This window comes from Agrobacterium larrymoorei, from assembly GCF_005145045.1.
GTDB lineage: Bacteria > Pseudomonadota > Alphaproteobacteria > Rhizobiales > Rhizobiaceae > Agrobacterium > Agrobacterium larrymoorei.
In genome coordinates, this window is sequence record NZ_CP039691.1 from 1,355,794 (window position 1) to 1,379,390 (window position 23,597).

At 56.9% G+C, this 23,597-nt stretch carries 23 protein-coding genes; 15 read left to right on the forward strand and 8 right to left on the reverse strand.

Features of this window, described 5'->3' with window-relative positions; genetic code table 11:
* Positions 1-146: 146 nt before the first annotated feature.
* A complete protein-coding gene (locus tag CFBP5473_RS06420) occupies positions 147-1,037 on the forward strand; it encodes an NAD-dependent epimerase/dehydratase family protein (RefSeq protein ID WP_027677399.1) in 891 nt (296 codons plus the stop codon).
* A gap of 32 nt (positions 1,038-1,069) precedes the next feature.
* Here the strand turns inward: CFBP5473_RS06420 and CFBP5473_RS06425 are convergent, their stop codons facing one another.
* On the reverse strand, positions 1,070-1,783 hold the full coding sequence (locus tag CFBP5473_RS06425; RefSeq protein ID WP_027677398.1) for a DNA helicase: 714 nt from the start codon (positions 1,781-1,783) through the stop codon (positions 1,070-1,072).
* Between the two features lie 367 nt (positions 1,784-2,150).
* Between CFBP5473_RS06425 and ilvD the strand changes: the two genes are divergently transcribed.
* From ilvD to CFBP5473_RS06440, 3 genes are all read left to right on the forward strand, one after another.
* Complete coding sequence (gene ilvD, locus CFBP5473_RS06430) at positions 2,151-3,986, forward strand: dihydroxy-acid dehydratase (protein ID WP_027677397.1); 1,836 nt, start codon at positions 2,151-2,153, stop codon at positions 3,984-3,986.
* A gap of 253 nt (positions 3,987-4,239) precedes the next feature.
* Positions 4,240-4,617, forward strand: a complete 378-nt coding sequence (locus tag CFBP5473_RS06435) for a VOC family protein (protein WP_027677396.1) — start codon at positions 4,240-4,242, stop codon at positions 4,615-4,617.
* A 249-nt stretch (positions 4,618-4,866) separates the two neighbouring features.
* Positions 4,867-5,616 carry a glycosyltransferase family 2 protein gene (locus CFBP5473_RS06440; protein ID WP_136954327.1) on the forward strand — a complete coding sequence of 250 codons (750 nt, stop codon included), beginning with the start codon at positions 4,867-4,869 and terminating at the stop codon, positions 5,614-5,616.
* 60 nt (positions 5,617-5,676) lie between these two features.
* On the opposite strand, the gene CFBP5473_RS06445 is transcribed toward CFBP5473_RS06440, so the two are convergent.
* Positions 5,677-6,201, reverse strand: a complete 525-nt coding sequence (locus tag CFBP5473_RS06445; RefSeq protein WP_157835831.1) for a GNAT family N-acetyltransferase — start codon at positions 6,199-6,201, stop codon at positions 5,677-5,679.
* A gap of 104 nt (positions 6,202-6,305) precedes the next feature.
* Between CFBP5473_RS06445 and CFBP5473_RS06450 the strand changes: the two genes are divergently transcribed.
* Positions 6,306-6,983, forward strand: a complete 678-nt coding sequence (locus tag CFBP5473_RS06450) for an SDR family oxidoreductase (protein WP_027677394.1) — start codon at positions 6,306-6,308, stop codon at positions 6,981-6,983.
* Positions 6,984-7,143: 160 nt separating this feature from the next.
* Entirely contained in the window at positions 7,144-8,145 is a 1,002-nt protein-coding gene (locus CFBP5473_RS06455) for a serine hydrolase domain-containing protein (protein WP_027677393.1), read from the forward strand.
* On the opposite strand, the gene CFBP5473_RS06460 is transcribed toward CFBP5473_RS06455, so the two are convergent.
* A complete protein-coding gene (locus CFBP5473_RS06460) occupies positions 8,142-8,495 on the reverse strand; it encodes a lysozyme inhibitor LprI family protein (RefSeq protein ID WP_027677392.1) in 354 nt (117 codons plus the stop codon). The genes CFBP5473_RS06455 and CFBP5473_RS06460 overlap by 4 nt on opposite strands.
* A 171-nt stretch (positions 8,496-8,666) precedes the next feature.
* On the opposite strand from CFBP5473_RS06460, the gene CFBP5473_RS06465 reads away from it, so the two are divergent.
* Together CFBP5473_RS06465 and CFBP5473_RS06470 are read left to right on the forward strand one after the other, a co-directional pair.
* Complete coding sequence (locus CFBP5473_RS06465) at positions 8,667-10,073, forward strand: DegQ family serine endoprotease (RefSeq protein ID WP_027677391.1); 1,407 nt, start codon at positions 8,667-8,669, stop codon at positions 10,071-10,073.
* Positions 10,070-11,386 (forward strand): replication-associated recombination protein A, encoded by a 1,317-nt coding sequence (locus CFBP5473_RS06470; RefSeq protein WP_027677390.1) that lies wholly within the window; start codon positions 10,070-10,072, stop codon positions 11,384-11,386. The genes CFBP5473_RS06465 and CFBP5473_RS06470 overlap by 4 nt, the downstream gene beginning before the upstream one ends.
* Positions 11,387-11,395: 9 nt before the next feature.
* Here the strand turns inward: CFBP5473_RS06470 and CFBP5473_RS06475 are convergent, their stop codons facing one another.
* Positions 11,396-11,710 (reverse strand): DUF1883 domain-containing protein, encoded by a 315-nt coding sequence (locus CFBP5473_RS06475; protein WP_027677389.1) that lies wholly within the window; start codon positions 11,708-11,710, stop codon positions 11,396-11,398.
* Positions 11,711-11,948: 238 nt separating this feature from the next.
* Between CFBP5473_RS06475 and CFBP5473_RS06480 the strand changes: the two genes are divergently transcribed.
* The 5 genes from CFBP5473_RS06480 (at position 11,949) to CFBP5473_RS06500 (ending at position 18,375) form a co-directional block, all read left to right on the forward strand.
* Positions 11,949-13,766, forward strand: a complete 1,818-nt coding sequence (locus CFBP5473_RS06480) for a methyl-accepting chemotaxis protein (protein ID WP_027677388.1) — start codon at positions 11,949-11,951, stop codon at positions 13,764-13,766.
* A 152-nt stretch (positions 13,767-13,918) separates the two neighbouring features.
* A complete protein-coding gene (locus tag CFBP5473_RS06485) occupies positions 13,919-14,845 on the forward strand; it encodes a hypothetical protein (protein WP_037172069.1) in 927 nt (308 codons plus the stop codon).
* A gap of 187 nt (positions 14,846-15,032) precedes the next feature.
* Positions 15,033-16,226 (forward strand): extensin-like domain-containing protein, encoded by a 1,194-nt coding sequence (locus CFBP5473_RS06490; protein WP_027677386.1) that lies wholly within the window; start codon positions 15,033-15,035, stop codon positions 16,224-16,226.
* Positions 16,227-16,678: 452 nt separating this feature from the next.
* Positions 16,679-17,617, forward strand: coding sequence for an ABC transporter ATP-binding protein (locus tag CFBP5473_RS06495; protein WP_027677384.1), 939 nt, complete (start codon positions 16,679-16,681; stop codon positions 17,615-17,617).
* Positions 17,614-18,375, forward strand: coding sequence for an ABC transporter permease (locus CFBP5473_RS06500; protein ID WP_027677383.1), 762 nt, complete (start codon positions 17,614-17,616; stop codon positions 18,373-18,375). Before CFBP5473_RS06495 ends, CFBP5473_RS06500 begins: the two co-directional genes overlap by 4 nt.
* 76 nt (positions 18,376-18,451) lie before the next feature.
* Here the strand turns inward: CFBP5473_RS06500 and CFBP5473_RS25565 are convergent, their stop codons facing one another.
* Positions 18,452-19,459, reverse strand: coding sequence for a hypothetical protein (locus tag CFBP5473_RS25565; protein ID WP_210239300.1), 1,008 nt, complete (start codon positions 19,457-19,459; stop codon positions 18,452-18,454).
* A gap of 634 nt (positions 19,460-20,093) precedes the next feature.
* On the opposite strand from CFBP5473_RS25565, the gene CFBP5473_RS06520 reads away from it, so the two are divergent.
* The gene (locus CFBP5473_RS06520; RefSeq protein ID WP_027677381.1) at positions 20,094-20,672 is read left to right on the forward strand and encodes a transglutaminase-like cysteine peptidase; all 579 of its coding nucleotides are present in this window, start codon (positions 20,094-20,096) and stop codon (positions 20,670-20,672) included.
* A gap of 11 nt (positions 20,673-20,683) precedes the next feature.
* Here CFBP5473_RS06520 and CFBP5473_RS06525 read toward each other — a convergent pair whose 3' ends face one another.
* From CFBP5473_RS06525 to cobS, 3 genes are read right to left on the reverse strand one after another with little or no spacing between them, the layout of a single operon-like run.
* Complete coding sequence (locus CFBP5473_RS06525) at positions 20,684-21,391, reverse strand: TIGR02281 family clan AA aspartic protease (protein ID WP_027677380.1); 708 nt, start codon at positions 21,389-21,391, stop codon at positions 20,684-20,686.
* On the reverse strand, positions 21,388-21,585 hold the full coding sequence (locus CFBP5473_RS06530) for a DUF1289 domain-containing protein (protein ID WP_037172094.1): 198 nt from the start codon (positions 21,583-21,585) through the stop codon (positions 21,388-21,390). Before CFBP5473_RS06530 ends, CFBP5473_RS06525 begins: the two co-directional genes overlap by 4 nt.
* A gap of 18 nt (positions 21,586-21,603) precedes the next feature.
* Positions 21,604-22,386, reverse strand: a complete 783-nt coding sequence (cobS, locus tag CFBP5473_RS06535) for an adenosylcobinamide-GDP ribazoletransferase (protein ID WP_027677379.1) — start codon at positions 22,384-22,386, stop codon at positions 21,604-21,606.
* Between the two features lie 181 nt (positions 22,387-22,567).
* On the opposite strand from cobS, the gene cobT reads away from it, so the two are divergent.
* Positions 22,568-23,590 (forward strand): nicotinate-nucleotide--dimethylbenzimidazole phosphoribosyltransferase, encoded by a 1,023-nt coding sequence (cobT, locus tag CFBP5473_RS06540; protein WP_027677378.1) that lies wholly within the window; start codon positions 22,568-22,570, stop codon positions 23,588-23,590.
* The last annotated feature ends 7 nt before the right edge of the window (positions 23,591-23,597 follow it).

Here is a 23,597-nt window from a genome sequence, read left to right on the forward strand (position 1 = left end):
GTAATCGCGTGAATGTGAAGGAAATGCATTATTAGGTTTTGCTGGCTTTCAGCACCGGCTTGCCAGAGCTTTTCTACGCTGATCAGAATGCCAGTAGAGAGCCGAGGCAATTAAGATATCAGTGTGAATATTTTTTAGGAAGCGATATGCGAGTTGTAATCACGGGCAGTTCAGGCCGCGTCGGTCGGGCAATCTTTAATGCGATTGCAGGTAAACACGATGTCTTGGGAATTGATCGAACACCTTTTTCAACGACTCATGTTGTGGGTGACTTTGCTGACGAAAAAAGGCTGAGGTCTGCTTTTCGAAATGCAGATGCCGTCATCCATACTGCGGCGCTTCACGCTCCACATGTGGGCGCAGTTGCGGACAGTGAATTCTATCGCATCAATGTTGATGGCACCCGCCTTGTTGCTGAGGCTGCTATAGCAGAAGGCTTAAAACGAATAGTCTTTACCAGTACGACAGCCCTCTATGGATATGCGATCTCAAATCATCGCTGCACATGGATAGATGAGGACACGCTGCCTCAGCCGAAGAGCATTTATCACACGACGAAGTTGGCTGCGGAGCAATTGCTTGAGGAGATTGCAAGTCCTATTTTTAATGTCCGTATCCTGCGCATGTCTCGCAGTTTTCCGGAGCCTGCCGATGCGATGGCTGTTCATCGGCTAAATCGCGGCGTTGACATTCGTGATGTCGCAGACGCCCATCTGCTCGCGTTGACAAATTCAGGTGCACATTTTCAGCGATATATCATTTCCGCAACAAGCCCGTTCACAAGGGAGGACTGCAGTGCCTTAGAGACAGACGCTGCTGCTCTCATTACCTCACGCATCCCTTTTCTTGCTGCTGAGTTCAATAAACGAGGATGGCACCTGCCCAGCGCTATCGACCGCATCTACTGCAATGCCCGGGCGGGTGAGCAGCTGGGATGGTCCTCGAAAAGGGGTTTCGATGAGGTGTTGTCGCAGCTGGACAGGCGAAGTTTGGAAGTGCTTCCCGTTACCACCAGTTTCCTGAAGTGTTCTGAATAGAGGTTAGCCCCTCCTGAAAACAGTCAGATAAGTCAGGTCAATGTGTGAAGCTGTGCTTCTCCATCGTGTACAAAACATGCTTTGTTGAACAGTTTGATATCTAATTGGTTTGGCAGGCGAATATCAGAAACGTCAGGTATTTTTTTTGTCGTGTCATCGAAAGTCCTGTCAACTTGGGAGATAAAGCCGAAGGTGATGCCTGATTTTTTTGCAAATTCGGCTAGTTGTTTTACTTGGTGATCAAGGGTCGGTTTTGTTCTTTGCTGATCGAGAAGTTGAAGGTAGTCGATGACCGCGACCGTGCCTGACATCGCATTGGATAGATTTGCGACAATATAATCAGCGCTGATGTCATTCGACGTAGCTATCTCTACAGCCTCAGCAACTTTTACGTCTTCTTTACTCAGTGCACGCAAATGTCGTCTTGCTTCGTCTGAAGTGTACTCCAACGTGAAGAGCGCGGCTCGTCTGCCTTCACGAGCGGCTTCGAGAAGTAGTTGAAGGGCGAGGGTTGTTTTCCCTTCCCCCGGGCGTCCAGCGAGCAAAAGTAGGTCCCCATTTTTCAATGTGGTCAGTAATTTTGCAGACAATGATAACCGCGCCACGTGTGAAGAAAGTGCGCTCCAGCTTGGAAAACCTTCATTACGAGCAACGAGGTTGAGTGCCTCATTCAGCGGTATGTTCGTATCCCGAGCGATGGTTTTTGCCCGGTGTTTAAGTTTGAAAATCGGCGCTGACAATTTCATCAAGACCTCCTCACGAGCTTAGGCGCAATCCCTCCTTATGCGATGCCCGACCAGGTGGTTCGATGATTAAACATAAACCCTACATGTCAGATGCTTTCCCTTCGGAGGGGGGAGGCTCGGGCGTGCCTGTAGAAACGCTAAGAGATGCATCGATTCGCCACAAGAACTTAATTTGTTGTTGTATGGGATGTTAAATGCGTATTGACGAAATAATCGTACCGTACCGGACCGTACTGTTTTGCCCCAAGGTGACCGTGACAGGGCTTTGTGTTTGGAGTAGAAGACGCTTCAGACTTTTAAGCGGGTAGGGCGCTTTGTGCGCTTTGGGAGAAAACCCGCGAGCTTGAGAGAACCGAGGAATAAGCAGATGCCTGTCTATCGCTCCAGAACGACAACCCATGGCCGCAACATGGCCGGTGCGCGTGGCCTTTGGCGCGCGACTGGCATGAAGGACGGTGATTTTGGCAAGCCGATCATTGCTGTCGTCAATTCGTTCACGCAGTTCGTGCCGGGTCACGTTCACCTGAAAGATCTCGGCCAGCTCGTGGCGCGCGAGATTGAGGCGGCGGGCGGTGTTGCCAAGGAATTCAATACGATTGCCGTTGATGACGGTATCGCCATGGGGCACGATGGCATGCTCTATTCGCTGCCTTCGCGTGAAATCATATCCGATAGCGTCGAATACATGGTCAACGCGCACTGCGCCGATGCGATGGTCTGCATTTCCAACTGCGACAAGATCACGCCCGGCATGCTGAGCGCTGCGATGCGCCTTAACATTCCCGCCGTTTTCGTTTCCGGTGGGCCGATGGAAGCGGGTAAGGTCGTGCTGCATGGCAAGACCGTTGCGCTCGATCTGGTCGATGCCATGGTTGCTGCTGCCGATGACAAGGTTTCCGATGAGGACGTGAAGATCATCGAGCGTTCGGCTTGCCCGACCTGTGGTTCCTGCTCGGGCATGTTCACGGCCAACTCCATGAACTGTCTGACCGAAGCGCTGGGGCTTTCGCTGCCCGGCAACGGCTCCACGCTGGCCACGCATTCGGATCGCAAGCGCCTGTTCGTGGAAGCTGGCCACCTGATCGTCGATCTGGCGCGCCGCTATTACGAGCAGGACGACGAAACCGTTCTGCCGCGCACCATTGCCAGCAAGGCCGCATTTGAAAACGCCATGTCGCTGGATATTGCCATGGGCGGTTCCACCAACACGGTTCTGCATATTCTGGCGGCTGCTCACGAAGGCGGCGTTGATTTCACCATGGAAGACATCGACCGCCTTTCTCGTAAGGTTCCGTGCCTCTCCAAGGTCGCGCCTGCCAAGCAGGACGTGCACATGGAAGACGTTCACCGCGCAGGCGGCATCATGCGTATTCTGGGCGAACTGGATCGCGGCGGTCTCATCAACCGCGATTGCCCGACGGTGCACGCAACGACGCTGGGCGATGCCATCGACCGCTGGGATATCACCCGCACCAACTCAGAAACCGTGCGCGAATTCTTCAAGGCGGCCCCCGGCGGCGTGCCGACGCAGGTGGCCTTCAGCCAGTCCTCGCGCTGGGATGATCTGGATACCGATAGCGAAAATGGCGTTATCCGCTCCGTCGAAAAGCCTTTCTCCAAGGATGGCGGTCTGGCCGTGCTTTACGGCAATATCGCGCTGGATGGCTGCATTGTGAAGACGGCTGGCGTGGATGAATCCATTCTGAAATTCAACGGCACGGCTGTCGTTTACGAAAGCCAGGACGCTGCCGTGAAGGGCATTCTTTCCAACGAGGTCAAGGAAGGCGACGTCGTCGTCATCCGTTACGAGGGACCGAAGGGTGGCCCGGGCATGCAGGAAATGCTTTACCCGACCAGCTATCTGAAGTCGAAGGGCCTCGGTAAAGCCTGCGCCTTGATCACCGACGGTCGATTCTCCGGCGGCACATCCGGCCTTTCCATCGGCCACGCCTCGCCAGAGGCAGCACAGGGCGGCGCCATCGGCCTCGTGCGTCAGGGTGATCCTATCGAGATCGATATCCCCAACCGCACGATCAACCTCAAGGTTTCCGACGCCGAACTCGCCGCCCGCCGCGCCGAACAGGACCAGCTCGGTTGGAAGCCTGCGGAGTTCCGCAAGCGTAATGTGACGACGGCGCTGAAGGCCTATGCGGCGTTTGCGTCGAGCGCGGATAAGGGTGCTGTGCGGATTTTGCCGGAGTAAGGCAAACACACACGCCAACGTCATCCTGATGGATGAGATTTGGTACGCGGAGAACCATTACCTCCGTCACCCCGGCCTTGAGCCGGGGTCCAGTCGCCTTGCGTCTGCAAGGCGAAAAGAGGTTCTTTCAGCCCAAGGACTTGGGCTGACTGGATACCGGATCAAGTCCGGTACGACGGTGGAATTTTTATGTCCTGAAGCCGTGCATAATCACGGCTTTTGTTTTCAAATAAGCAGTTTACCGGAGTTTCTCATGAATTTGAATCAAGTCTCCGTTGCCATGCCCGATCTTGATAAGGGTTGGGATTTCTATTGTGCGCTTGGCCTTGAGCCGATTGTCGACTCCCGCCCCAACTACGTTCGATTTCTCTGCCCCGATGGCGGAAGCACTTTCTCGCTGTACAAGGGTGAGACCGTCAGCAACGGTACGACGATCTACTTCGAATGCGATGATCTGGATTCGGTTTTCGAAAGGCTGATGGCTGCTGGCATAGAGTTCCTGCATCCGCCTCGGGATGAACGATGGCTGTGGCGGCAGGCGGAATTGCTCGATCCGGCGGGCAATCGGCTCACGCTCTATCATGCGGGTGACAACCGTCTCAATCCACCCTGGCGGGTTCCGCGATCATGACCTTATAATTCGGCGTTGCCGCTCACCAGTCGGGCCTAGGGCAAAAAGAGAACGAGGGTGATCCCGATCGTTACATGAGGGTCTTTTATCTTCCCAGATAAGCCGAGGCTATTATCGGGAATAGTCACTTCAAGAGCGTGTAATCAGACGCAAGTCCTGCACAAGATTACGTTGGTTAATGGTGGCAGATACATCTTGAGGTCGAATATGATAATAAAACACTACATTGTTACGTATAAAAATACTCCAATGCTTAATAAGGCAATCGATAGCATATTCGCGACCGAGACCGAGCATGACAGGCAGGTATTCGTAATCGCAAATCATTCAGAAGATAGATATGACGGACCTCATCCGGTTTTCTTTATCCGAAACGAGGCGAGACCTGACTTTTCTACCGGTCATCTTTCGCGTAACTGGAATCAGGCAATTATCGCAGGCTTTGTCGACCTGAGAAATCCCGCTGCCGATTTGCTGATACTTAGCCAGAACGACTGTATTTTCGCTCCCAATTATCTTGAGGGTATTATTTCTAACCACGAGAAATATGATCTCGTAACCTACGGTGCTGGTGACAATTGCGTCAGTTATAACGCCCAAGCCGTCAAGCGCATTGGTTTGTGGGATGAGCGTTTCTGTAATATCGGATTTCAGGAAGCGGATTACTTTCTGAGGGCGGCGAAGTTTCACGGTCCCCGAGTGTCTATAAATGACGGGCACTATCATGGGCGGTCATACAATCCGCTTGAGACCGTCGATAATGTTATCGTGGCAACGGAGCGTGGATTTGACAGGCGCGATCTGTCCCATATGGCCTCCATGCGTTACCACCGGCAAAGCCGAGCTTTTTTTGCCGTCAAGTGGAGCTTGGAAAACCCTGAATTCTGGGGCGACAATTTTCTCGATGCCACGATACGGATCAATGGGCCGATTTTCTACCCATACTTCGAAGAGGCAATCGAGACATTGAATGAACAGGCTTATCTGGCGTTCTTTTGATCCGAAAGCGCTTCCAGCTAGCGAGGAAGCGCGCACATAAATACCGAGTGGCGAGCATTTTTAGTGCTCGTCATCTGAATGCTGGTTTCCCTCGCATCTGTATCTGACGAGGGTGACCGTTTTTCTTCTCTCCCTGCAAAAAGCGATTGCCCGGCCATATTGCTTGAAACCCAGCTTTTCCAGCAAGCGACGTGATGGCTTATTGTCGGCGATGGGGTTGGCGTGAAGTGTCTCAAAGCCGAGGCCTTCAAACGCGTGATCGATGACGAGCCGCGCAGCCTCTGTAGCGTAGCCTTTTCCCCACGCCGAACGGGCGAGCCAGTAGCCGAATTCGCCTGCGATGCCGATCAGGCCGATGAGTTGGCCGTTATCGATGGCCCAGACGGGGCTGTTCCGCTTGCGAAGGCGGAGGATGCGTTGCCGTGCATCGTCAATGGTAAAAGGTGTTGTCGTTTTTAGAAGATTGCGGGTGACGAGTGGGTCGTTGGTGATGCGGGCGAGCCTTTCGGCATCCCTCATTTCGAACGGTCTGAGGCAGAGGCGGTTAGAATGCAGGAATGCTGGGCGCTGGCTGGGGTTCTTCATGTGCCTGATCATGCGTGTGCGGACACTCATTGCAACCGTGTTTTTGTGCCGGAACAAGCATCTGTGCGAGAGCGTTGGCGGACGACATGCAAGGAGGCAATATCATGAAGCGTGCAATCGTTACCGGCGGTGGCGGGTTGATCGGGACGGGGATTATCGAAGCTCTTCTTAATGACGGGTGGACGGTTGCCTCTTTCGACATAAAGGAAACCACCACGAAGGCGCGGCATATTCTGTGCGATGTCGGCAACGAAACCTCCGTCGCTGCCGCCTTCGATCAGCTCGGCTGGAAGGGGCTGGAGCTTCTCGTCAACAATGCGGGCATTGCCGGGCCGGTCAACGGGCCGATCCATAAACTGTCGCTTTCCGATTGGCGCAAAGTGACGGATAGCCATTTGACGGGTGCGTTTTTGATGACGCGATCCGCCGTGCCGCTGATGGGTGAGGGGGCGAGCATCGTCAATATGGCCTCCACGCGCGCCTTCATGTCGGAGCCGGAAACGGAGGCCTATGCGGCTTCCAAAGGCGGGCTTGTGGCGCTGACGCACGCGTTGGCCGTGAGCCTTGGGCCGAAAATCCGCGTGAATGCGATAGCGCCTGGCTGGATTACGAATGAAACGAATCTGCGGGAGAAAGACAAGACCCAACATCCGGTTGGACGCGTCGGAAGGCCGGAGGATATTGCGGATGCGGTTCTTTACCTCAGCGGTGCCGGTTTCATGACGGGGCAGGTAATGGTGCTGGACGGCGGCATGACGAAGAAGATGATTTATGAGGAATAAGGCGTGCCCGACTTAACAAAATGATTCAGCTTGCTGAGATTTCGATTCAGGAAAAAGCGAGAAGAGATTGTTTCGGGATTCGTTTTTGTCGTCCGCGACCGGAGGTAACAAGGCGGTGATAGCGCTTTTTCCGGAGCTATAGCTGCTTAAATAGATGAGCATGAAACGTCGTACCGCACTTGCCCTCATCGCTTCCCTTCCTCTTGCAACGGTTGTCCGCGCGCAGTCTCCTTCCGCGAATGTACGGTTGGGCCCAATTCTTGAGAAGGCCGGATCGCTGGGTAGTTTGAAGGCCGTCATCGTCAGTGTCGATGGAAATGAGGCGGGCTCACGCGCCTATAATGGCTCTACACTGAACGGCTCCACCAACATCAAGTCTGCCTCGAAATCCATCATTTCCGCGCTGGTCGGCATAGCGATTGATCGCAAGATTTTGGAAGGGGCGGATCAGCCTATTGCTTCCGTCTTGCGGGCGGATTTTCCTTCCAACCCTGATCCGAGGCTGGAGCGTGTCACCATCGGCAACCTGCTTTCCATGCAGTCCGGGCTGGAGCGCATGTCCGGGCCGAATTACGGACGCTGGGTTTCGAGCCGCAATTGGGTCCGCACGGCTTTGGGCTCCGGCTTTGCGGGAGAGCCGGGCGGAGGGATGCTTTATTCCACTGGCTCCACGCATCTGCTCTCGGCCATACTGACGAAAGCCTCGGGCCGCTCGACGCTGGCGCTGGCGCGGGATTGGTTCAAGCCGCTCGATGGCTTTTCCATTGGCAGTTGGGAACGCGATCCGCAGGGCATTTATCTCGGCGGAAACCAGATGGCCATGACGGCGCGTTCGCTGTTGGCCTTCGGGGAGCTGTATAGACGTGGCGGTGTGACGGCTGATGGCGCGCGGCTGATTTCGCAAAGCTGGATAGACCAGTCGTGGATGCGACGAACAAATTCCGTCTTCAATGGAGACGGTTATGGCTATTGCTGGTTCATCAAGGATATGGCGGGTGAGAAGGTTTTCTATGCCTGGGGCTATGGCGGGCAGATGCTTTATATCGTGCCGTCGAAGAAACTATCGGTCGTGATGACATCCCGTGAGGACGCGCCATCGGCGCGTACCGGTTACAGAGACGAGTTGCATGGACTGATGAGCAGTATCATCTCCGTCGTTTAGAGCGGACGGTTTATGTTCTGGAAGGCTTCGCCGAGCTTGGTCATGCGCTCGTCATAGGCTTTGGTCAGGCATGCGACGTCTGCGGCGCAGGTCTGGCGGTGTTTCAGCCACTCGCTCTGCTCGGTCTTGAGCGTATCGCGTGCGCCCATTGCCATCAGCTGGGTCAGAATATCGAAGGTGGTGGCCATGCGCACGTCCTGATCGTTCAGGGCGCGGTTTTCACAGATGGCCTTTTCATCGGCTGCCAAGTCCGTCTTTGCGCAATCGAAGCTGGCGGCACCTACAGGCGAGCCGTGGGAATAGGAAGCGCAGACGATCAGAAGTGCGAGTACATGCTTTCGGAACTGCATTTTGTTTCTCGTTTCATCAATTTTCTTGGGTGATAAATTCTGAACCATCAAAACTTGTTCCAAAGAAAGTAAAGCGAGCGCCACGTAACTGCCGCGTCATGATATTGCCGCCCTTTGATTTATAGGCTGAGACGTTATAACTGCATCCTATTGATGGAGATGAGGAATCACATGCAGCGCTTGTTGAAATTCACGGTCCACGGCTTTCTTGCGGCTTTGCTTCTCGCGCCCGTCGGAGCGCATGCGCAGGACACCAAGACTGTGCCCGCCAGCAGTGCGGAAATGCAGCTTTCCTTTGCGCCGCTAGTCAAGCGCACTTCCGGCGCTGTCGTGAATGTCTATGCGGAACGCATCGTTCAGCGCCGGGCATCTCCCTTCGCCGGTGATCCCTTCTTCGAACAGTTTTTCGGGCAGCAATCGCCCAACCGCACGGAAAAGCAGTCATCTCTGGGCTCCGGCGTCATTGCGACGGCCAGCGGGCTGGTCGTTACAAATAACCACGTCATCGAAGGCGCCGACGATATCAAGGTCGCGCTCGCAGATGGCCGCGAATTCTCGTCCAAGGTGCTGCTGAAAGACGACCGTCTCGATCTCGCGGTTCTGCAGATCGATGCGAAGGAACAGTTTCCGGTTCTGGCCTTGGGCGATTCAGATAAGGCGGAAGTCGGTGATCTCGTGCTTGCCATCGGCAACCCCTTCGGCGTGGGGCAGACGGTGACGAGCGGTATCGTATCCGCTTTGGCACGCAATCAGGTCACGCAGGGCGATTTCGGCTTCTTCATCCAGACGGATGCATCGATCAACCCCGGCAACTCCGGCGGCGCACTGATGAATATGGCGGGTGAGCTGATCGGCATCAATACGGCGATCTTCTCGCGCGGCGGCGGGTCCAACGGTATCGGCTTTGCCATTCCCGCCAATCTGGTGAAAGTGTTCCTTGCCGCTGCCGAAAAGGGCGACAAGAGCTTCCAGCGTCCCTATGTCGGCGCGACGTTCGACCCGGTTACATCGGAAGTGGCGGAAGCCTTGGGCCTCAAGCGCGCCCGCGGCGCGCTCGTCGTCAGCGTGGTGAAGGGCGGACCTGCGGAAAAGGCGGGCATCGAGCCGGGGCAGGTCATCACTGCCGTCAATGGCATAGAGGTGGAACACCCGGATGCGCTGGGCTACCGCCTGACGACGGCGGGTATCGGCAAGTCTGCCAAGATCACGCTGATCGAGAAGGGCGCGGAAAAGACCGTCACCATCTCGCTCGATACCGCGCCGGAAACGGCACCGCGTGACGAGCGTTTGCTGGAAGGCCGCAACCCGTTTGCCGGTGCAACGGTTGCCAATCTTTCGCCAAAGCTTGCGGATGAGCTTCGCATGTCCACCGCAACGACCGGCGTTGTGATCGTCGATGTCAAGCGCGGTTCGCCCGCGTCTCGCGTCGGCTTCCAGCCGAAGGATATCATCGTTTCGCTGAACGGTGCCGACATCACCACCAGCGCCCAGATGGAGGATGCACTGCATGACGATCCAGGCTTCTGGCGTCTGGAAATCGTTCGTGACGGTCAGCGCATCCGGCAATTCCTGCGATGAGCGGAGACCTTTTCGCACCGCAGATTCCAGCAGAGGTCGCCAACCGGCGGCCTTTGGCCGACCGGCTGCGGCCAACCACGCTTGCGCAGGTTACCGGCCAATCGCATCTGACGGGTGAAGAGGGCGTCCTGCGCCGCATGATCGAGAGCGGTTCGCTGGGCTCAATGATATTCTGGGGGCCTCCGGGCACGGGAAAGACGACGGTTGCCCGCCTGCTTTCCGGCGAGGCGGGGCTGGCTTTCGAGCAGATTTCAGCAATTTTTTCCGGCGTGGCCGATCTCAAGAAGGTGTTCGAAGCGGCGCGCACGCGGCGCATGAACGGGCGGCAGACGCTGCTTTTCGTGGACGAGATTCATCGCTTCAACCGCGCCCAGCAGGATAGTTTCCTGCCCGTCATGGAAGACGGCACGATCATTCTCGTTGGCGCGACCACCGAAAATCCTTCCTTCGAACTCAACGCCGCTCTTTTATCTCGCGCGCGCGTGCTGACCTTCAAATCGCATGACGAGGAAAGCCTTTCGGAGCTTCTGAAGCGTGCAGAGGAAACGGAAGGAAAGCCGCTGCCGCTCGATGAAGGTGCGCGGCTTTCCATGTTGCGCATGGCGGATGGCGATGGGCGTGCGGTGCTGACGTTGGCCGAAGAGGTGTGGCGCGCGGCCCGAGAGGGTGAGGTGTTCGATACCGAAGGCCTGACGCGCATCGTCCAACGTCGTGCGCCGGTCTATGACAAGAGCCAGGACGGGCATTACAATCTGATCTCCGCGCTGCATAAGTCCGTGCGCGGCTCGGACCCGGATGCGGCGCTATATTATCTGGCGCGCATGCTGGATGCGGGTGAAGACCCGCTCTATCTCGGGCGTCGGCTGGTGCGCATGGCGGTAGAGGATATCGGCCTTGCCGATCCGCAGGCGCTTGTCATCTGCAATGCGGCCAAGGATGCCTATGATTATCTTGGTTCGCCGGAAGGGGAACTGGCATTGGCGCAGGCCTGCGTTTATCTCGCCACCGCACCGAAATCCAATGCCGTCTATACGGCTTACAAAAGCGCGATGCGCGCGGCCAAGGAAAACGGCTCGCTGCTGCCACCGAAGCATATTCTCAACGCACCGACCAAGCTGATGAAGGGCGAGGGGTATGGCGATGGCTATCGCTATGACCATGACGAGCCCGATGCCTTTTCTGGGCAGGATTACTTTCCGGAGAAAATGGGCCGCACGACCTTTTACGATCCACCGGATCGCGGCTTCGAGCGGGATATTCGCAAGCGTCTGGACTGGTGGGCGAAGCTGAGGCGTGAGCGTAGCAGCCGCTAAAACCTACTATTAGGATGCCTTGCGTAGCGTGCCGGGGGCGGTATGCGCAGGCAGCATCTTGACCGAAGATTCCGCCAGGCCATTATGCCCTTCCTCATCCACGATGAGATGCCAGAGGCCTGATTCCGGGATCGGAATGCGGATCGGTGACTTTTTAGCGATGCCGCCGTGATACTTGAAATCCAGCATTTCGGTGAAGCGCTGAAAGTTGCCGGCATTCATAAGCCGCACATTATTGACCGCGCTCAGCGTGACTTCGATGATCGTTCCGGCACGCAATTCCTTCAGATCATAGTGGGTGTAGCGGAAATTGGGCCTGCTCATCATCCGTCTCGTCGTTTTTGGTTCTGGCCCATTATGATACGCCCCGGCAATTAACGCTTTGTTGCATATGAGACGAGCGAGGATGGCCAAACTACACGAATAACCATAGGTTGTATTTGGTAGTAAAATCAGAACATTAAACTTTAGTCTAAGCCCGAATTTCCTTGCTGATTTATCTATCGTCAATACTTCAGGAATATTTATGGTTGTGTTTAACAACAATAGAAGTGGTCACCATATGAAACATCTCACGATTTCCAAGCGTCTCTACACGCTTGTTGTGTTGTTTCTTGCGATATTGGCGGCCGCTCTTACATCCAGTCTGTTTGGCAGTTACCGGGGGATGGAGCGGGAACGTAAAGCAGGACTAGAAGCGATGACCAATACGGCTGTCGCTATTCTGGACCAGTATTATCGCATGGAGCAGAGCGGCGCTCTGACGCGGGAGGCGGCGCAGCAGCAGGCCAAGGCCTCGCTTGCGGCAATGCGTTATGACAAGGGCAGCGGTTATTTCTGGATCAACGATATGGTCCCGAAAATGGTCATGCACCCAATCAAGCCGGAACTGAACGGCACGGACCTTACCAACAACAAAGACACGAATGGCAAGCAGCTTTTCGTAGAGTTCGTCAACACCGTCAAGGCTGGCGGCAAGGGCTTCGTGGACTACTATTGGCCGAAGCCCGGCGCGCCGGATCCGGTCGAGAAGTTTTCCTTCGTGGAAGGTTTTGCGCCCTGGGGCTGGATCGTCGGCACCGGTGTTTACGTGGATGACCTGAAGGCCGCCTTCTGGAAGGAGGCCATGATTTATGCCGGTCTTTGTCTGGCTTGCGCAGTCGTCGTTCTGGGTGCCGCTGCCGCTGTTGTTGGAAGCGTTACGCGGCCAATCGGTCGCCTGAAGAACAGCATGATCAGCATTGCAGACGGTGATGCGAATGTAGACGTACCCTTTGCCGACCGTCGCAATGAAATTGGCGCGATGGCGAAGACGCTGCTCGTGCTTCGCGATTCCGTCAATGAGCGCAGCCAGTTGCAGCGGCGTGAAGCCGAACAGCAGCGTGCATTCGAGGATTCACGTCGCGAGGGCGAGGAAGCGCTGCGTTCCGCATCTGACCGGCAGGCGCATGCCATGGGAGAGCTTGGCCGGGCGCTTGAAAAGCTGGCCGATGGAGACCTCACGGTGCAGATCGGTCAGATCGGCTCGGAATATGAAAAGCTGCGCATGGACTTCAACAGTGCGATCAGCGCTCTTCACGATGTCATCGAAGGCATTGCCCGCACCAGCCATGTGGTGAACGACAGCGCGTCGGACATCAGCGAGGCAACCGGCAACCTGTCTCGCCGCACCGAACAACAGGCAGCAGCTTTGGAAGAAACCGCTGCCGCGCTGGATGAAATCACCGCAACCGTTCGCACCGCTTCCGAGCGCGCAAACGAGGCGCGGCAAATGGTGACGGAGACGAAGGACAGCGCCGGACGTTCCGGCGATATCGTTCGCAACGCGGTTGAGGCTATGAGCCGCATCGAGGAATCCTCGCAGAAGATCGGCCAGATCATCGGCGTGATCGACGAGATCGCGTTCCAGACCAATCTCCTTGCTCTCAATGCCGGTGTCGAAGCCGCGCGGGCAGGCGAGGCCGGTCGTGGTTTTGCCGTCGTTGCGCAGGAGGTGCGCGAACTCGCACAGCGTTCCGCAAATGCTGCAAAAGAGATCAAGGCGCTGATCAACAGCTCTGCGGAGCAGGTCAATGGCGGCGTTTCGCTCGTTCGTTCGACGGGTGATGCGCTGGAAGAGATCGTCTCGCTGGTCAACCGTGTCGATGGCCACGTCAACACGATTGCAACCACCGCGCGGGAGCAGGCGACGGGCCTGCAGGAGATCAATACCTCCGTCAACCACATGGACCAAATGACGCAGCAGAATGCGGCAATGGTGGAAGAAACCACGGCTGCAAGCCAGACATTGGCGGAGGAAAGCCGCCAGTTGCGTGCGCTGCTGTCACGCTTCCAGCTTGGTCACACTGCGGGTGCGCAAGGCTTTTCGCGCGCCGCCTGATCAGCCTTAGCCCGATAGCATCACGGACGCTGTTTTGCAGCGTCCGTTTTTTGTGTCCAAATTTCACCCTGTGGCTTTAATTTTGCCCCATTCTCACTCGCAATAGTTACGTCTTTCCGTTCGGCACGATTTTTGTAATGAGGAGATTTGGAATGTCTGGTAGTCCGCTATCTGAGCTATCCACCCCCAAAGCAATGGCGAATAGCGATGATTTCAAGCTGTTTCCCTTGAAAAGCGGACCGCGCTTTGGCGATGCCAGCCTGTCACGCGGCGCAAGTGGTGTGGTCTTCACTGGCTATACCAAAGACGCCGCCATCGATAACGACGCATTTTCCTGCTGCGGCAATTACACGCTGCGCAATTCCGTTCACGCCGCAATTGCTGCGACGACGCCGGATGGGTGCACCATCTTTGCGCTGAAAAGCGTGATCGACCAGCGTCCGTGCCTTGCGGTTGGCGGTTTCGACAAGAGCGGCAAGCCGGTCGAACTGACCAAGAGCCAGTTCGAAAAGCTCACACTGCCACTATCCAACCCCAGCAACGTTTCTCCCATTCTGGGCAGCGAACCGGCACTGGGCGTACAATTGCGCAACGCCAACTCCACCTACGGCTTCAAATACAATGCGCAAAGCGATCTCTATATCTTCAATTATACCAACAGCATTGCCGGAGACTACGGTGCCAACGGGAAGCCGCGTTACGAGAGATCTAGCGGCCTGTCGCTGGAGCATAATGGCCATGAGCTTTCCAAGGTGAGCGCCAACACGAGCTGGCGCCGCGATAATTCGGCGTTCAGGGGTTCGGTGTTTCAGGATTTAAATGCGCGTGGCTTCGAATTATCGGGCAGCCGCAACGACTGGAGCGGCACTATCGCAAAGACTTATATGGAAGGTGCCAGAACCGACAAATACGAACTCGGCTATGGGGCAACGTCCATCTCCAGAGAAGCCACGACCGGAGGGCGGATCACCGAAGGCGTGCAGCACAAGTTCGAAGGCGTGGTTCTGAAGGTGACCCGCACGCGCGACCGCGTGACGGGGAACGAATATATGCTGACCTTTACATTCGAGCTGCCGTAAACTTTTTACAGGCAGCCGCAGCGGTGCGATTCAGGAGCCAGACAATTCCGCATTGTCTGGCTTTCCTCATTTATAAGCTCTGGCCGATGATATTCCATGCGGTGGTGACAAGGGTTCGTTTACCAAATTTCTTTAAGATTTACCTCAATTGCCGCACGTCGCGGCCGCTGAAGGTACGGGTTCTGGTATGGCGTATGTCTCCCTTCCGCGTCGTCTGGCGACGTTGCTGGCAATTTCTACTGTGATCGTGTCGTGCTCGGCGGAGGGGCTTGTCCCTCCCGCCGAGGTCGATGGTACGGCGCGGGTTGCGTCCATCCGGTCTTCCAGCCAGCAAAACTATAACGCGCCGCCTGCGGCGATTAGCCAGAGCACGCAGTTCAACGACTATTCCCCGCTTTCCCAGCCCATGCCGGATGCGCCATCGCGTGATCCGCTATTGAATGCGCCGGGCCAGCAATATTCTACGCTGGATGGGCAGCGCAGCCGTCTTTCCGGCACGCAGCAAATGCCTTCCGATATGGCCGAAGGAGAGGGCGGCGTTAATATGGATGAGGGTCTCGGCGTTTCTCAAGGGCGCAGCCTTGCGGAAGAGCAGGATATGGAAATTTCCTCTCCTCCCGGCCATGTTTCTTACGGTACGCCAGCGTCGAACGGTTCGGTGATGGCGCCTGCGGCGCAGCCGCCGCGCAGGGAGATGGGGCAATCCCGTCTCATCCCTCCACCCGGTGCCGGGCAGCAGCGGCAGGGCCAGCCGGTGGAAGAAGTGGCAATGTTGATGCCGCAGAACCCCATGCAGGAAAACCGCATGTCTCGCCCGCCGGGCATGATGCCGCAATCCGAAATCGCCTGCCGCTCGGAACTGCGCCGCCTCGGCGTTTCCTTCCGCGATGTGGCGCGCATCGCCGACGGCCCGACCTGCGGTATCGATTACCCCATCGAGCTCAGCGGATTGGATAGCGGCGTCGCAATCCGCCCTGCCGTCAAGCTGAACTGCCAGGTAACGCTTGCTTTTGCGAAATGGGTGAAGTTCGAACTCGTCCCATCCTCACGCTTCAGATACCTCTCCGGCGTTGGCCGTATCACGCCGATGGGCGGCTATTCCTGCCGCAAGATGAATTCCAGATCGAGCAACCCGTGGTCCGAACATGCACGCGGCAACGCCATCGATATTGGCACGATCACGCTGAAGAACGGCAAGGAAATCGACGTTCGCAAGAAAAGCTTCTTCGCTTTCCGCGAAAAGGGTCTGCTGAAGGCCGTGCGGTCCGATAGCTGCAAATATTTCTCTACCGTCCTTGGCCCCGGCAGCGATCCCAACCACTGGAACCACTTCCACTTCGATCTGCGCACCCGCAAATCCGGCTATCGCCACTGCGATTGAAGATGCTCCAAAAAAGAACCGGCCTGAAGGCCGGTGAAAAACAAAGGGCAGAGAACGCGGGGAAGCCTCTGCCCGAATGAAATTTCTTTGAGTGTGACTGCCGTATGACTTCAAATGTCAGTCGGTGCTGAAAACCGAACAAGCCGTACTTTGATCTGCAACTCGTTGGCTTGATGGTGCACGTTTTACGCTCACAGCATCACATCTTCATGACAGTTGCACATATGCGCGATCCTGGTTCGTCAAGCTTGCGGATCAATGCATTCCACAAAGCGGACGCAACTGGAAAGGGCCTTGGGCGTTCTCATGATCGTTGCCGAAAAGCCGTTCTTTCACAGCGTGGTAGCGGATCGTTCACTCAGACGGAACGCAGTATTCGCCCTGCAAGGGTGGTTTTTCGAAAGGCTAAAACGTATATCGCTTTCCCAAAGGATCGTGTTGAAAGATCAGTCATGAATTCCCCAGCAAAAACGATTGTTTCCATTCGCAATCTGACGAAATCCTATGCCAATGGCTTTCAGGCTCTGAAAGGTATCACGCTCGATATTCATGAGGGTGAGATACTCGCTCTTCTCGGGCCGAACGGTGCCGGTAAGACCACCCTCATCTCCATCATCTGCGGTCTTGTGAATCCGGGCGATGGTGTCGTCCTGGTCGGCGGCAGCGATGTGGTGAAGGACTTTCGCAAGACGCGCGCCCTGATCGGCCTCGTGCCACAGGAGTTGACGACAGACCAGTTCGAGACGGTGTGGAACACCGTGTCCTTCTCCCGTGGCCTGCATGGCTACAAGAAGAACCCGGAACTCATCGAGCGCGTGCTGAAATCGCTTTCGCTGTGGAGCAAGAAGGACAACATGCTGCGCGAGCTTTCCGGTGGCATGAAGCGGCGCGTGTTGATTGCGAAGGCTCTGGCGCATGAGCCGAAGGTGCTGTTTCTCGATGAGCCGACCGCCGGTGTCGATGTCGCGCTTCGCCGCGATATGTGGAAGGTGGTTGAGGAGTTACGCGCAACCGGCGTCACTATCATCCTCACCACGCACTATATCGAAGAGGCCGAAGAGATTGCCGACCGCGTTGGCGTCATCAATGGCGGAGAGCTTTTGCTGGTGGAAGAAAAGACGGCGCTGATGCGCAAGCTTGGTCGCAAGCAGCTTTCGCTGGAACTGACCGCGCCCGTCAGCACACTTCCGGAAAGCCTGGCGCCCTTCAACCTGCAACTTTCCGAGGACGGTGCGGAGGTGACTTATGAATATGACGGCAATGGCGAGCAGGGCCGCATTGCGGATCTGCTCTCGGCGCTTTCCGCAGCCGGGATCCATTTCAAGGATATTTCGACGCGCCAGAGTTCGCTCGAGGATATTTTCGTGGCACTGGTGGGAGGACAAAAATGAATTTCGAAGCGGTCAAGTCCATCTACCTGTTCGAAATGGCCCGCACGCGCCGGACGCTTTTGCAGAGCGTGATTTCGCCGGTCATCTCCACATCGCTTTATTTCATCGTCTTCGGCACGGCCATCGGCTCCCGGATACAGGAAGTGGAAGGCGTTTCCTATGGCGCCTTCATAACGCCCGGCCTGATCATGCTGACCTTGCTGACGCAGTGCATCGGCAACGGCTCCTTTGGTATCTACTTCCCGAAGTTCACCGGCACCGTCTATGAAATTCTGTCGGCGCCGGTGGCTATGACGGAAATTCTGGCGGGATATGTGGGGGCTGCAGCGACGAAAGGGTTGATGATTGGAACGATCATTCTGATCACTGCATCCTTCTTCGTCGATATCTCGATTGCACATCCCTTCATGATGATCCTGTTCTTCGTGCTGACGGCGGTCAGCTTCAGCCTCTTCGGCTTCATCATCGGCATATGGGCAACGAATTTCGAGCAGTTGAACCTCATTCCGATGCTGGTCGTTCCGCCTTTGACATTCCTTGGCGGAAGCTTCTACTCGATCAACATGCTGCCGCCGTTCTGGCAAACCGTCAGCCACTTCAATCCGGTTCTGTATCTCATCAGCGGTTTCCGCTGGAGCTTCTATGAGATAGCAGACGTGAACCCGCTGATCAGTCTCGTGATGATCACGGTGTTTCTTGCGACGTGTCTTGCTGTGGTGGGCTGGATGTTCAAGACCGGCTACAAGCTGAGAAACTGAGCGCTCACGCCACCGAAAGCAGAAATGAAACTGGCAGCCCGCGGGCTGCCAGTTTTGTTTTTGGGACTGAGATGAATCAGGCGGCGTTATCGAAGGTTCCGTGGCCACCACCATGGTTGCCATTGCCACCTTCATGATTGCCGTTACCGCCGTCGTGGTTGCCATTGCCGCCATCGTGGTTCCCACCACCATATCCACCGGCATGGTCATTACCGCCACCCTGGTTGCCGCCACCACCATGGTTCCCGCCGCTGCCGTGATCTCCACCACCGCCTTGGTTACCACCACCGCCATAGCCGCCACCGCCGCCGTGGTCACCGCCACCACCATGGTTACCGCCGCTGCCGTGATCTCCACCACCGCCTTGGTTACCACCACCGCCATAGCCGCCACCGCCGCCGTGGTCACCGCCACCGCCATGGTTGCCGCCGCCGCCGTGATCTCCGCCGCCGCCGTGGTTACCACCACCGCCCCAGCCACCACCACCGCCGTGGTCTCCGCCACCGCCATGGTTGCCGCCGCCGCCGTGATCTCCGCCGCCGCCGTGGTTACCACCACCGCCCCAGCCGCCACCGCCGCCGTGGTCTCCGCCACCGCTGTGGTTGCCGCCGCCGCCGTGATCTCTGCCGCCGCCGTGGTTACCACCACCGCCCCAGCCGCCACCGCCGCCGTGGTCACCGCCACCGCCATGGTTGCCGCCGCCGCCGTGGTCTCCGCCACCGCCATGGTTGCCACCGCCGCCGTGATTTCCGCCGCCGCCGTGGTTACCACCACCGCCCCAGCCGCCACCGCCGCCGTGGTCACCGCCACCGCCGTGGTCGCCACCACCGCCATGGTTGCCGCCGCCGCCGTGATGTCCGCCACCGCCATAGTCGCCGCCGCCACCGTGATGACCTCCGCCGCCGTGGTGACCGCCACCTCCATGATGTCCGCCGCCGCCGTGGTGTCCACCGCCGCCATGATCGCCGCCGCCGGGATTACCGCCGCCACCAGGGTTGGTGCCACCACCGGGATTGGTTCCGCCGCCCGGATTGTCGCTGACCGGTCCATTGTTTCTATCATTATCGCCTTGATCGTCGCTCACCGTCGGAATTGAGGCGGTGGGACGGCAGACCAACGTATACTCCAGAGTACCTGGTCTCATCCGCTCGCAGCGCTCGGGACGCATCTGCGCGGATGCCAGTGTCGTGGTGGAGAGCAAGATTGCAATACACGAACACACAGTTGTTATCTTACTGCTCATCGGTTTCCTCCCTTATTGGCAGTTAAACACCGCATCGGAGAGGCTAACTTAATGAATAGTTATCCACAATATCGTGATATACTGTGATTATTTCGGATTAGTGCATTGACAATACTTAGTTTTGGTTATGGATTAATCCGATTCGCTACGGGGGATTAATCCTTCAATAGAATTATTTTCTATTTTTCTCCTTGAATATTGGATTGTGGTGTCCGCTTCGCTCTGCGCAACATGTTTATTGCGTGTCTGCATTTTCCCAAAATGAAACACATCCCGACGGGGTAGTTTAATTTTTTTTTGATATTTAGGGCTAATCATGCAATTAGGTGAGCCCCGGGCGCGGTTTTGGGTGCGTTTAGTCCGAGTACGACGTTCAGTCGGTCACCTGTGGATGCCTGTGTGAATGATGAAGTGGGCAGGGTGAACCAGCCGGAGACAACAGGTCTTGCGGCTCCTTGAAGGAACTGACGTATTCATGAAGATATCATTTTTGGCATGCGCGCTTTTGGGCGCGGCGTCTTTTGGCGCAACGGTTTCGGCTGCGCCTTTGCATGCCACGCGCGCCATTACGGCGCCTGAAGGTTTCGCATCTGCCTGTCAGCGTTACGCATGGCTGTGCACGGCGTCCGGCGGCAAGATGGCCGATGCCGATGCGCTCGCCGTGATCGACAAGGTGAACAAGAAGGTCAATGCAACCATCAAGCCCGTTGAAGACCGGGTCGTTTATGGCCGTGCCAATTACTGGGCGCTACCGAAGGACGGTCGTGGCGATTGCGAGGATTATGCGATTGCGAAGACGCGGGCGCTGCTGGATGCCGGTTTCCCCGGCAATCGCATGTCGATCTCCGTGGTTCTGGATCGTGCAGGAAATAACCACGCGGTTCTGCTGGTCCGCATAGCGGACGGCGACTATGTGCTGGACAATCTGACCAACTCCATCAAGTCATGGGAAAAGACGGGCTACACTTTCCTCGCCCGCCAGCGCTATGACAACAAGTCTGCCTGGGAAGTGGTACTGGCCGGGCCTCGCGCCAAGCAATTCAACGAAATCTGATCGGTCGCCTCTTATCGATCGCGAAGCTTAAGCTCATCCGTTTGCATTTGCAGCGAACCGAGCGTGGACAGGAAGGTCATGCCGAGAAGGCTCTGATCGAGCTGGCCCTCCTGCGCCACCAGAGCGGACACGTTGCGCCGCACGATGGGACCGATGGCGATTTCCGATAGGCGCGTGGGCGCCGTGGATGTTCGCCCATTGGCGGTCATCACCGAAACTGTATAGCTCAAATTTTCAGGATTGATGCCCACGGCCTGCGCATCCGCATGGGAAAGGACGACGGAGCTCGCGCCCGTATCCACCAGCATATGCACCTGCGCGCCGTTGATCAGCGCATTGGTTTCGAAATGGCCGCTCATGGATTTGTTGAGAATGACTTCCTGAGCGCCATCCTGCGTGGTGACGACGACTGCGCGTCCCGGCAACAGACCGGCCAGCAGGCGGTCTCCGAAGCGTTGCAGATCATATCGGTAAAGATAAACCGAGACGAGGCCGAGGATGATGACGAGCCAGATGGCGAGTTGCCGAAGCACCGTGGGCATGCTGCCACGACTGCCCGCCAGAATGCCAGCCGACAGGAGTGCGGCAATCGGCATCAGGTAAAGCGCATTGGCAAACTGATCATTATTGATCCCGAAGGTCTGGCCGCTGTCATTATTGATGATGAGGAATACGAGGCCGACGCCCAGGATCAGCAAAACGAAGGTCAGCCTGTTCATGCGTTCGCAATCTCCGATTCCGATGTCTGCGCCGTTGTTCCGGCGCTTTCACGCCCCTGCAATTCATCCATGATCCGCCGCCGTTCACCCGCGGTGAAGCCACTCCAGCCGATGATTTCATCGATGGTACGATAGCAGCCGATGCAAAGCCCTTCCGGGTTGAGCGAGCAGACGTTGATACAGGGTGTTTCCATTGGTTTCATATCTGCATTTCAGGCGACAAGAGCAAGTGCCGCGAGCATCACGATCTCTGTGATCTGCTGGGTTGCGCCGATAGTGTCGCCGGTATGTCCTTGTATCTTGCGCTCGCATTTCCGGTTGAAGAGATATGTGGCGGCGAATGCGGCACCTGCGGCCAGCACAAGCAGAGAGGGCCAATAGAAGGGCAGGGCAATAAGGATTGCGATACCGCCCCCATAACACAGCGCGCCGTTGCGCTCATATGTTCCGGGTTGGCCGATGGAGGCCGCGACACCGCCTTCTCTTGCTGCGGGAAGTGCCGACCAGTGCCACACCATCAACCCGCGGCTGATACAGGCTGTGCCCAAGAGCGATGCTGCGACGCCGAGCGGCGGTAGGGCATGGATTAGAGCGGCGATGGCCGCTGCGCGGATGAGGAAGGAGAGGATGAGCGCGATGACGCCGTAGCTGCCGATGCGGCTATCCTTCATGATCTCCAGCGCTCTTTCTCTGGTCGCGCCCCCGCCGAAGCCATCGGCGGTATCGGCAAGGCCATCCTCATGCAGAGCGCCGGTAATAGCGGTGGCAAGGGCAAGTATAATGGCGGCAGAAAGAAGCGCATCTGCGTGGAAATGGGTGAGGATCGCGGCAAGGCAGGCGGGGGCGAGCGCGATGATGAGACCGGCCAGAGGAAAAACGCGCACAGTTTTGACCATGTCGCCGTGCTGGTTTTCGAAGAAGATATCGTGCACAGGAATGCGGCTGAGAAAGCTTAGCGCCCGCATGACTTTCGTCACGAAACCATCCGGCTGCATCCTCTGTCCTTCTCGTTTATCGGCATCAATTCAGGGGCTTTGCAGCAGCAAAACATCAGCACAGCCGCAGGCGCATTGCTTTAAAGGTTGTCGCTTTGCGCAACGCCCATTATGAGAAGCGCAACAAAGACCGATTTGCCGGAAAACACAAGCGTCCGGCAGGATGAGAAAGATCGATATCATGAGCATGAGCGGTTTGCCCTTTGACGATTTTCGCACGCTGTTGCGCGACCTGCCGGGACCGGACACGCACGCGCTTGTCGCGGCCAAGGAGCGCAATGCGCAGCTGACCAAGCCTGCCGGTTCGCTGGGTCGTCTGGAAGAAATCGCCATGTGGCTGGCTGCATGGTCCGGGCGCGCGCCTGCGGTCAACCGTCCGCTGGTGGCCATCTTTGCCGGAAACCATGGCGTTACGCGCAATGGCGTTACGCCATACCCATCCTCCGTCACCCAGCAGATGGTGGAAAACTTCGCTGCCGGTGGTGCTGCCATCAACCAGATTTGCGTCACGCACGATCTGGGCCTCAAGATTTTCGACTTGGCGCTGGATTATCCAACAGGCGATATCACCTGCGAAGACGCGCTTTCCGAGCGCGATTGCGCAGCCACCATGGCCTTCGGCATGGAAGCGATTGCGGGCGGCACGGACCTTCTATGCGTCGGCGAGATGGGCATTGGCAACACCACGGTCGCTGCCGCCATCAATCTGGCGCTTTACGGCGGTTCTGCGGAAGACTGGACTGGCCCCGGCACGGGCTCGGAAGGCGAAGTGATGGCGCGCAAGATTGCTGCCGTGAAAGCCGCCGTCGAATTCCACAAGGATCATCTTTCCGATCCGTTGGAAATCATGCGCCGCCTTGGCGGTCGCGAGATTGCGGCGATGGCCGGCGCTATTCTTGCCGCGCGCGTGGAGAAAATCCCTGTTCTAATCGACGGTTATGTGGCAACCGCTGCCGCCGCACTTCTGAAAGCTGCCAATCCTGCGGCTCTCGACCACTGCCTGATCGGTCATGTTTCCGGTGAGCCGGGGCATTTGGCGGCGGTGGAAAAGCTTGGCAAGACGCCGCTTCTGGCGCTTGGCATGCGGCTGGGCGAGGGCACCGGTGCGGCACTTGCAGCGGGCATCGTCAAGGCTGCTGCTGCCTGCCACTCCGGCATGGCCACGTTCGAGCAGGCGGGCGTCACGACCCGCACCGATCACTGAGGGAACC

Bases quoted from the DNA above. Each gene is read 5' to 3' on its own strand.
- CFBP5473_RS06420 (WP_027677399.1), top strand. From the start codon at position 147: ATGCGAGTTGTAATCACGGGCAGTTCAGGCCGCGTCGGTCGGGCAATC.
- CFBP5473_RS06425 (WP_027677398.1), bottom strand. From the start codon at position 1,783: ATGAAATTGTCAGCGCCGATTTTCAAACTTAAACACCGGGCAAAAACC.
- ilvD (WP_027677397.1), top strand. From the start codon at position 2,151: ATGCCTGTCTATCGCTCCAGAACGACAACCCATGGCCGCAACATGGCC.
- CFBP5473_RS06435 (WP_027677396.1), top strand. From the start codon at position 4,240: ATGAATTTGAATCAAGTCTCCGTTGCCATGCCCGATCTTGATAAGGGT.
- CFBP5473_RS06440 (WP_136954327.1), top strand. From the start codon at position 4,867: ATGCTTAATAAGGCAATCGATAGCATATTCGCGACCGAGACCGAGCAT.
- CFBP5473_RS06445 (WP_157835831.1), bottom strand. From the start codon at position 6,201: ATGAAGAACCCCAGCCAGCGCCCAGCATTCCTGCATTCTAACCGCCTC.
- CFBP5473_RS06450 (WP_027677394.1), top strand. From the start codon at position 6,306: ATGAAGCGTGCAATCGTTACCGGCGGTGGCGGGTTGATCGGGACGGGG.
- CFBP5473_RS06455 (WP_027677393.1), top strand. From the start codon at position 7,144: ATGAAACGTCGTACCGCACTTGCCCTCATCGCTTCCCTTCCTCTTGCA.
- CFBP5473_RS06460 (WP_027677392.1), bottom strand. From the start codon at position 8,495: ATGCAGTTCCGAAAGCATGTACTCGCACTTCTGATCGTCTGCGCTTCC.
- CFBP5473_RS06465 (WP_027677391.1), top strand. From the start codon at position 8,667: ATGCAGCGCTTGTTGAAATTCACGGTCCACGGCTTTCTTGCGGCTTTG.
- CFBP5473_RS06470 (WP_027677390.1), top strand. From the start codon at position 10,070: ATGAGCGGAGACCTTTTCGCACCGCAGATTCCAGCAGAGGTCGCCAAC.
- CFBP5473_RS06475 (WP_027677389.1), bottom strand. From the start codon at position 11,710: ATGAGCAGGCCCAATTTCCGCTACACCCACTATGATCTGAAGGAATTG.
- CFBP5473_RS06480 (WP_027677388.1), top strand. From the start codon at position 11,949: ATGAAACATCTCACGATTTCCAAGCGTCTCTACACGCTTGTTGTGTTG.
- CFBP5473_RS06485 (WP_037172069.1), top strand. From the start codon at position 13,919: ATGTCTGGTAGTCCGCTATCTGAGCTATCCACCCCCAAAGCAATGGCG.
- CFBP5473_RS06490 (WP_027677386.1), top strand. From the start codon at position 15,033: ATGGCGTATGTCTCCCTTCCGCGTCGTCTGGCGACGTTGCTGGCAATT.
- CFBP5473_RS06495 (WP_027677384.1), top strand. From the start codon at position 16,679: ATGAATTCCCCAGCAAAAACGATTGTTTCCATTCGCAATCTGACGAAA.
- CFBP5473_RS06500 (WP_027677383.1), top strand. From the start codon at position 17,614: ATGAATTTCGAAGCGGTCAAGTCCATCTACCTGTTCGAAATGGCCCGC.
- CFBP5473_RS06520 (WP_027677381.1), top strand. From the start codon at position 20,094: ATGAAGATATCATTTTTGGCATGCGCGCTTTTGGGCGCGGCGTCTTTT.
- CFBP5473_RS06525 (WP_027677380.1), bottom strand. From the start codon at position 21,391: ATGAACAGGCTGACCTTCGTTTTGCTGATCCTGGGCGTCGGCCTCGTA.
- CFBP5473_RS06530 (WP_037172094.1), bottom strand. From the start codon at position 21,585: ATGGAAACACCCTGTATCAACGTCTGCTCGCTCAACCCGGAAGGGCTT.
- cobS (WP_027677379.1), bottom strand. From the start codon at position 22,386: ATGCAGCCGGATGGTTTCGTGACGAAAGTCATGCGGGCGCTAAGCTTT.
- cobT (WP_027677378.1), top strand. From the start codon at position 22,568: ATGAGCATGAGCGGTTTGCCCTTTGACGATTTTCGCACGCTGTTGCGC.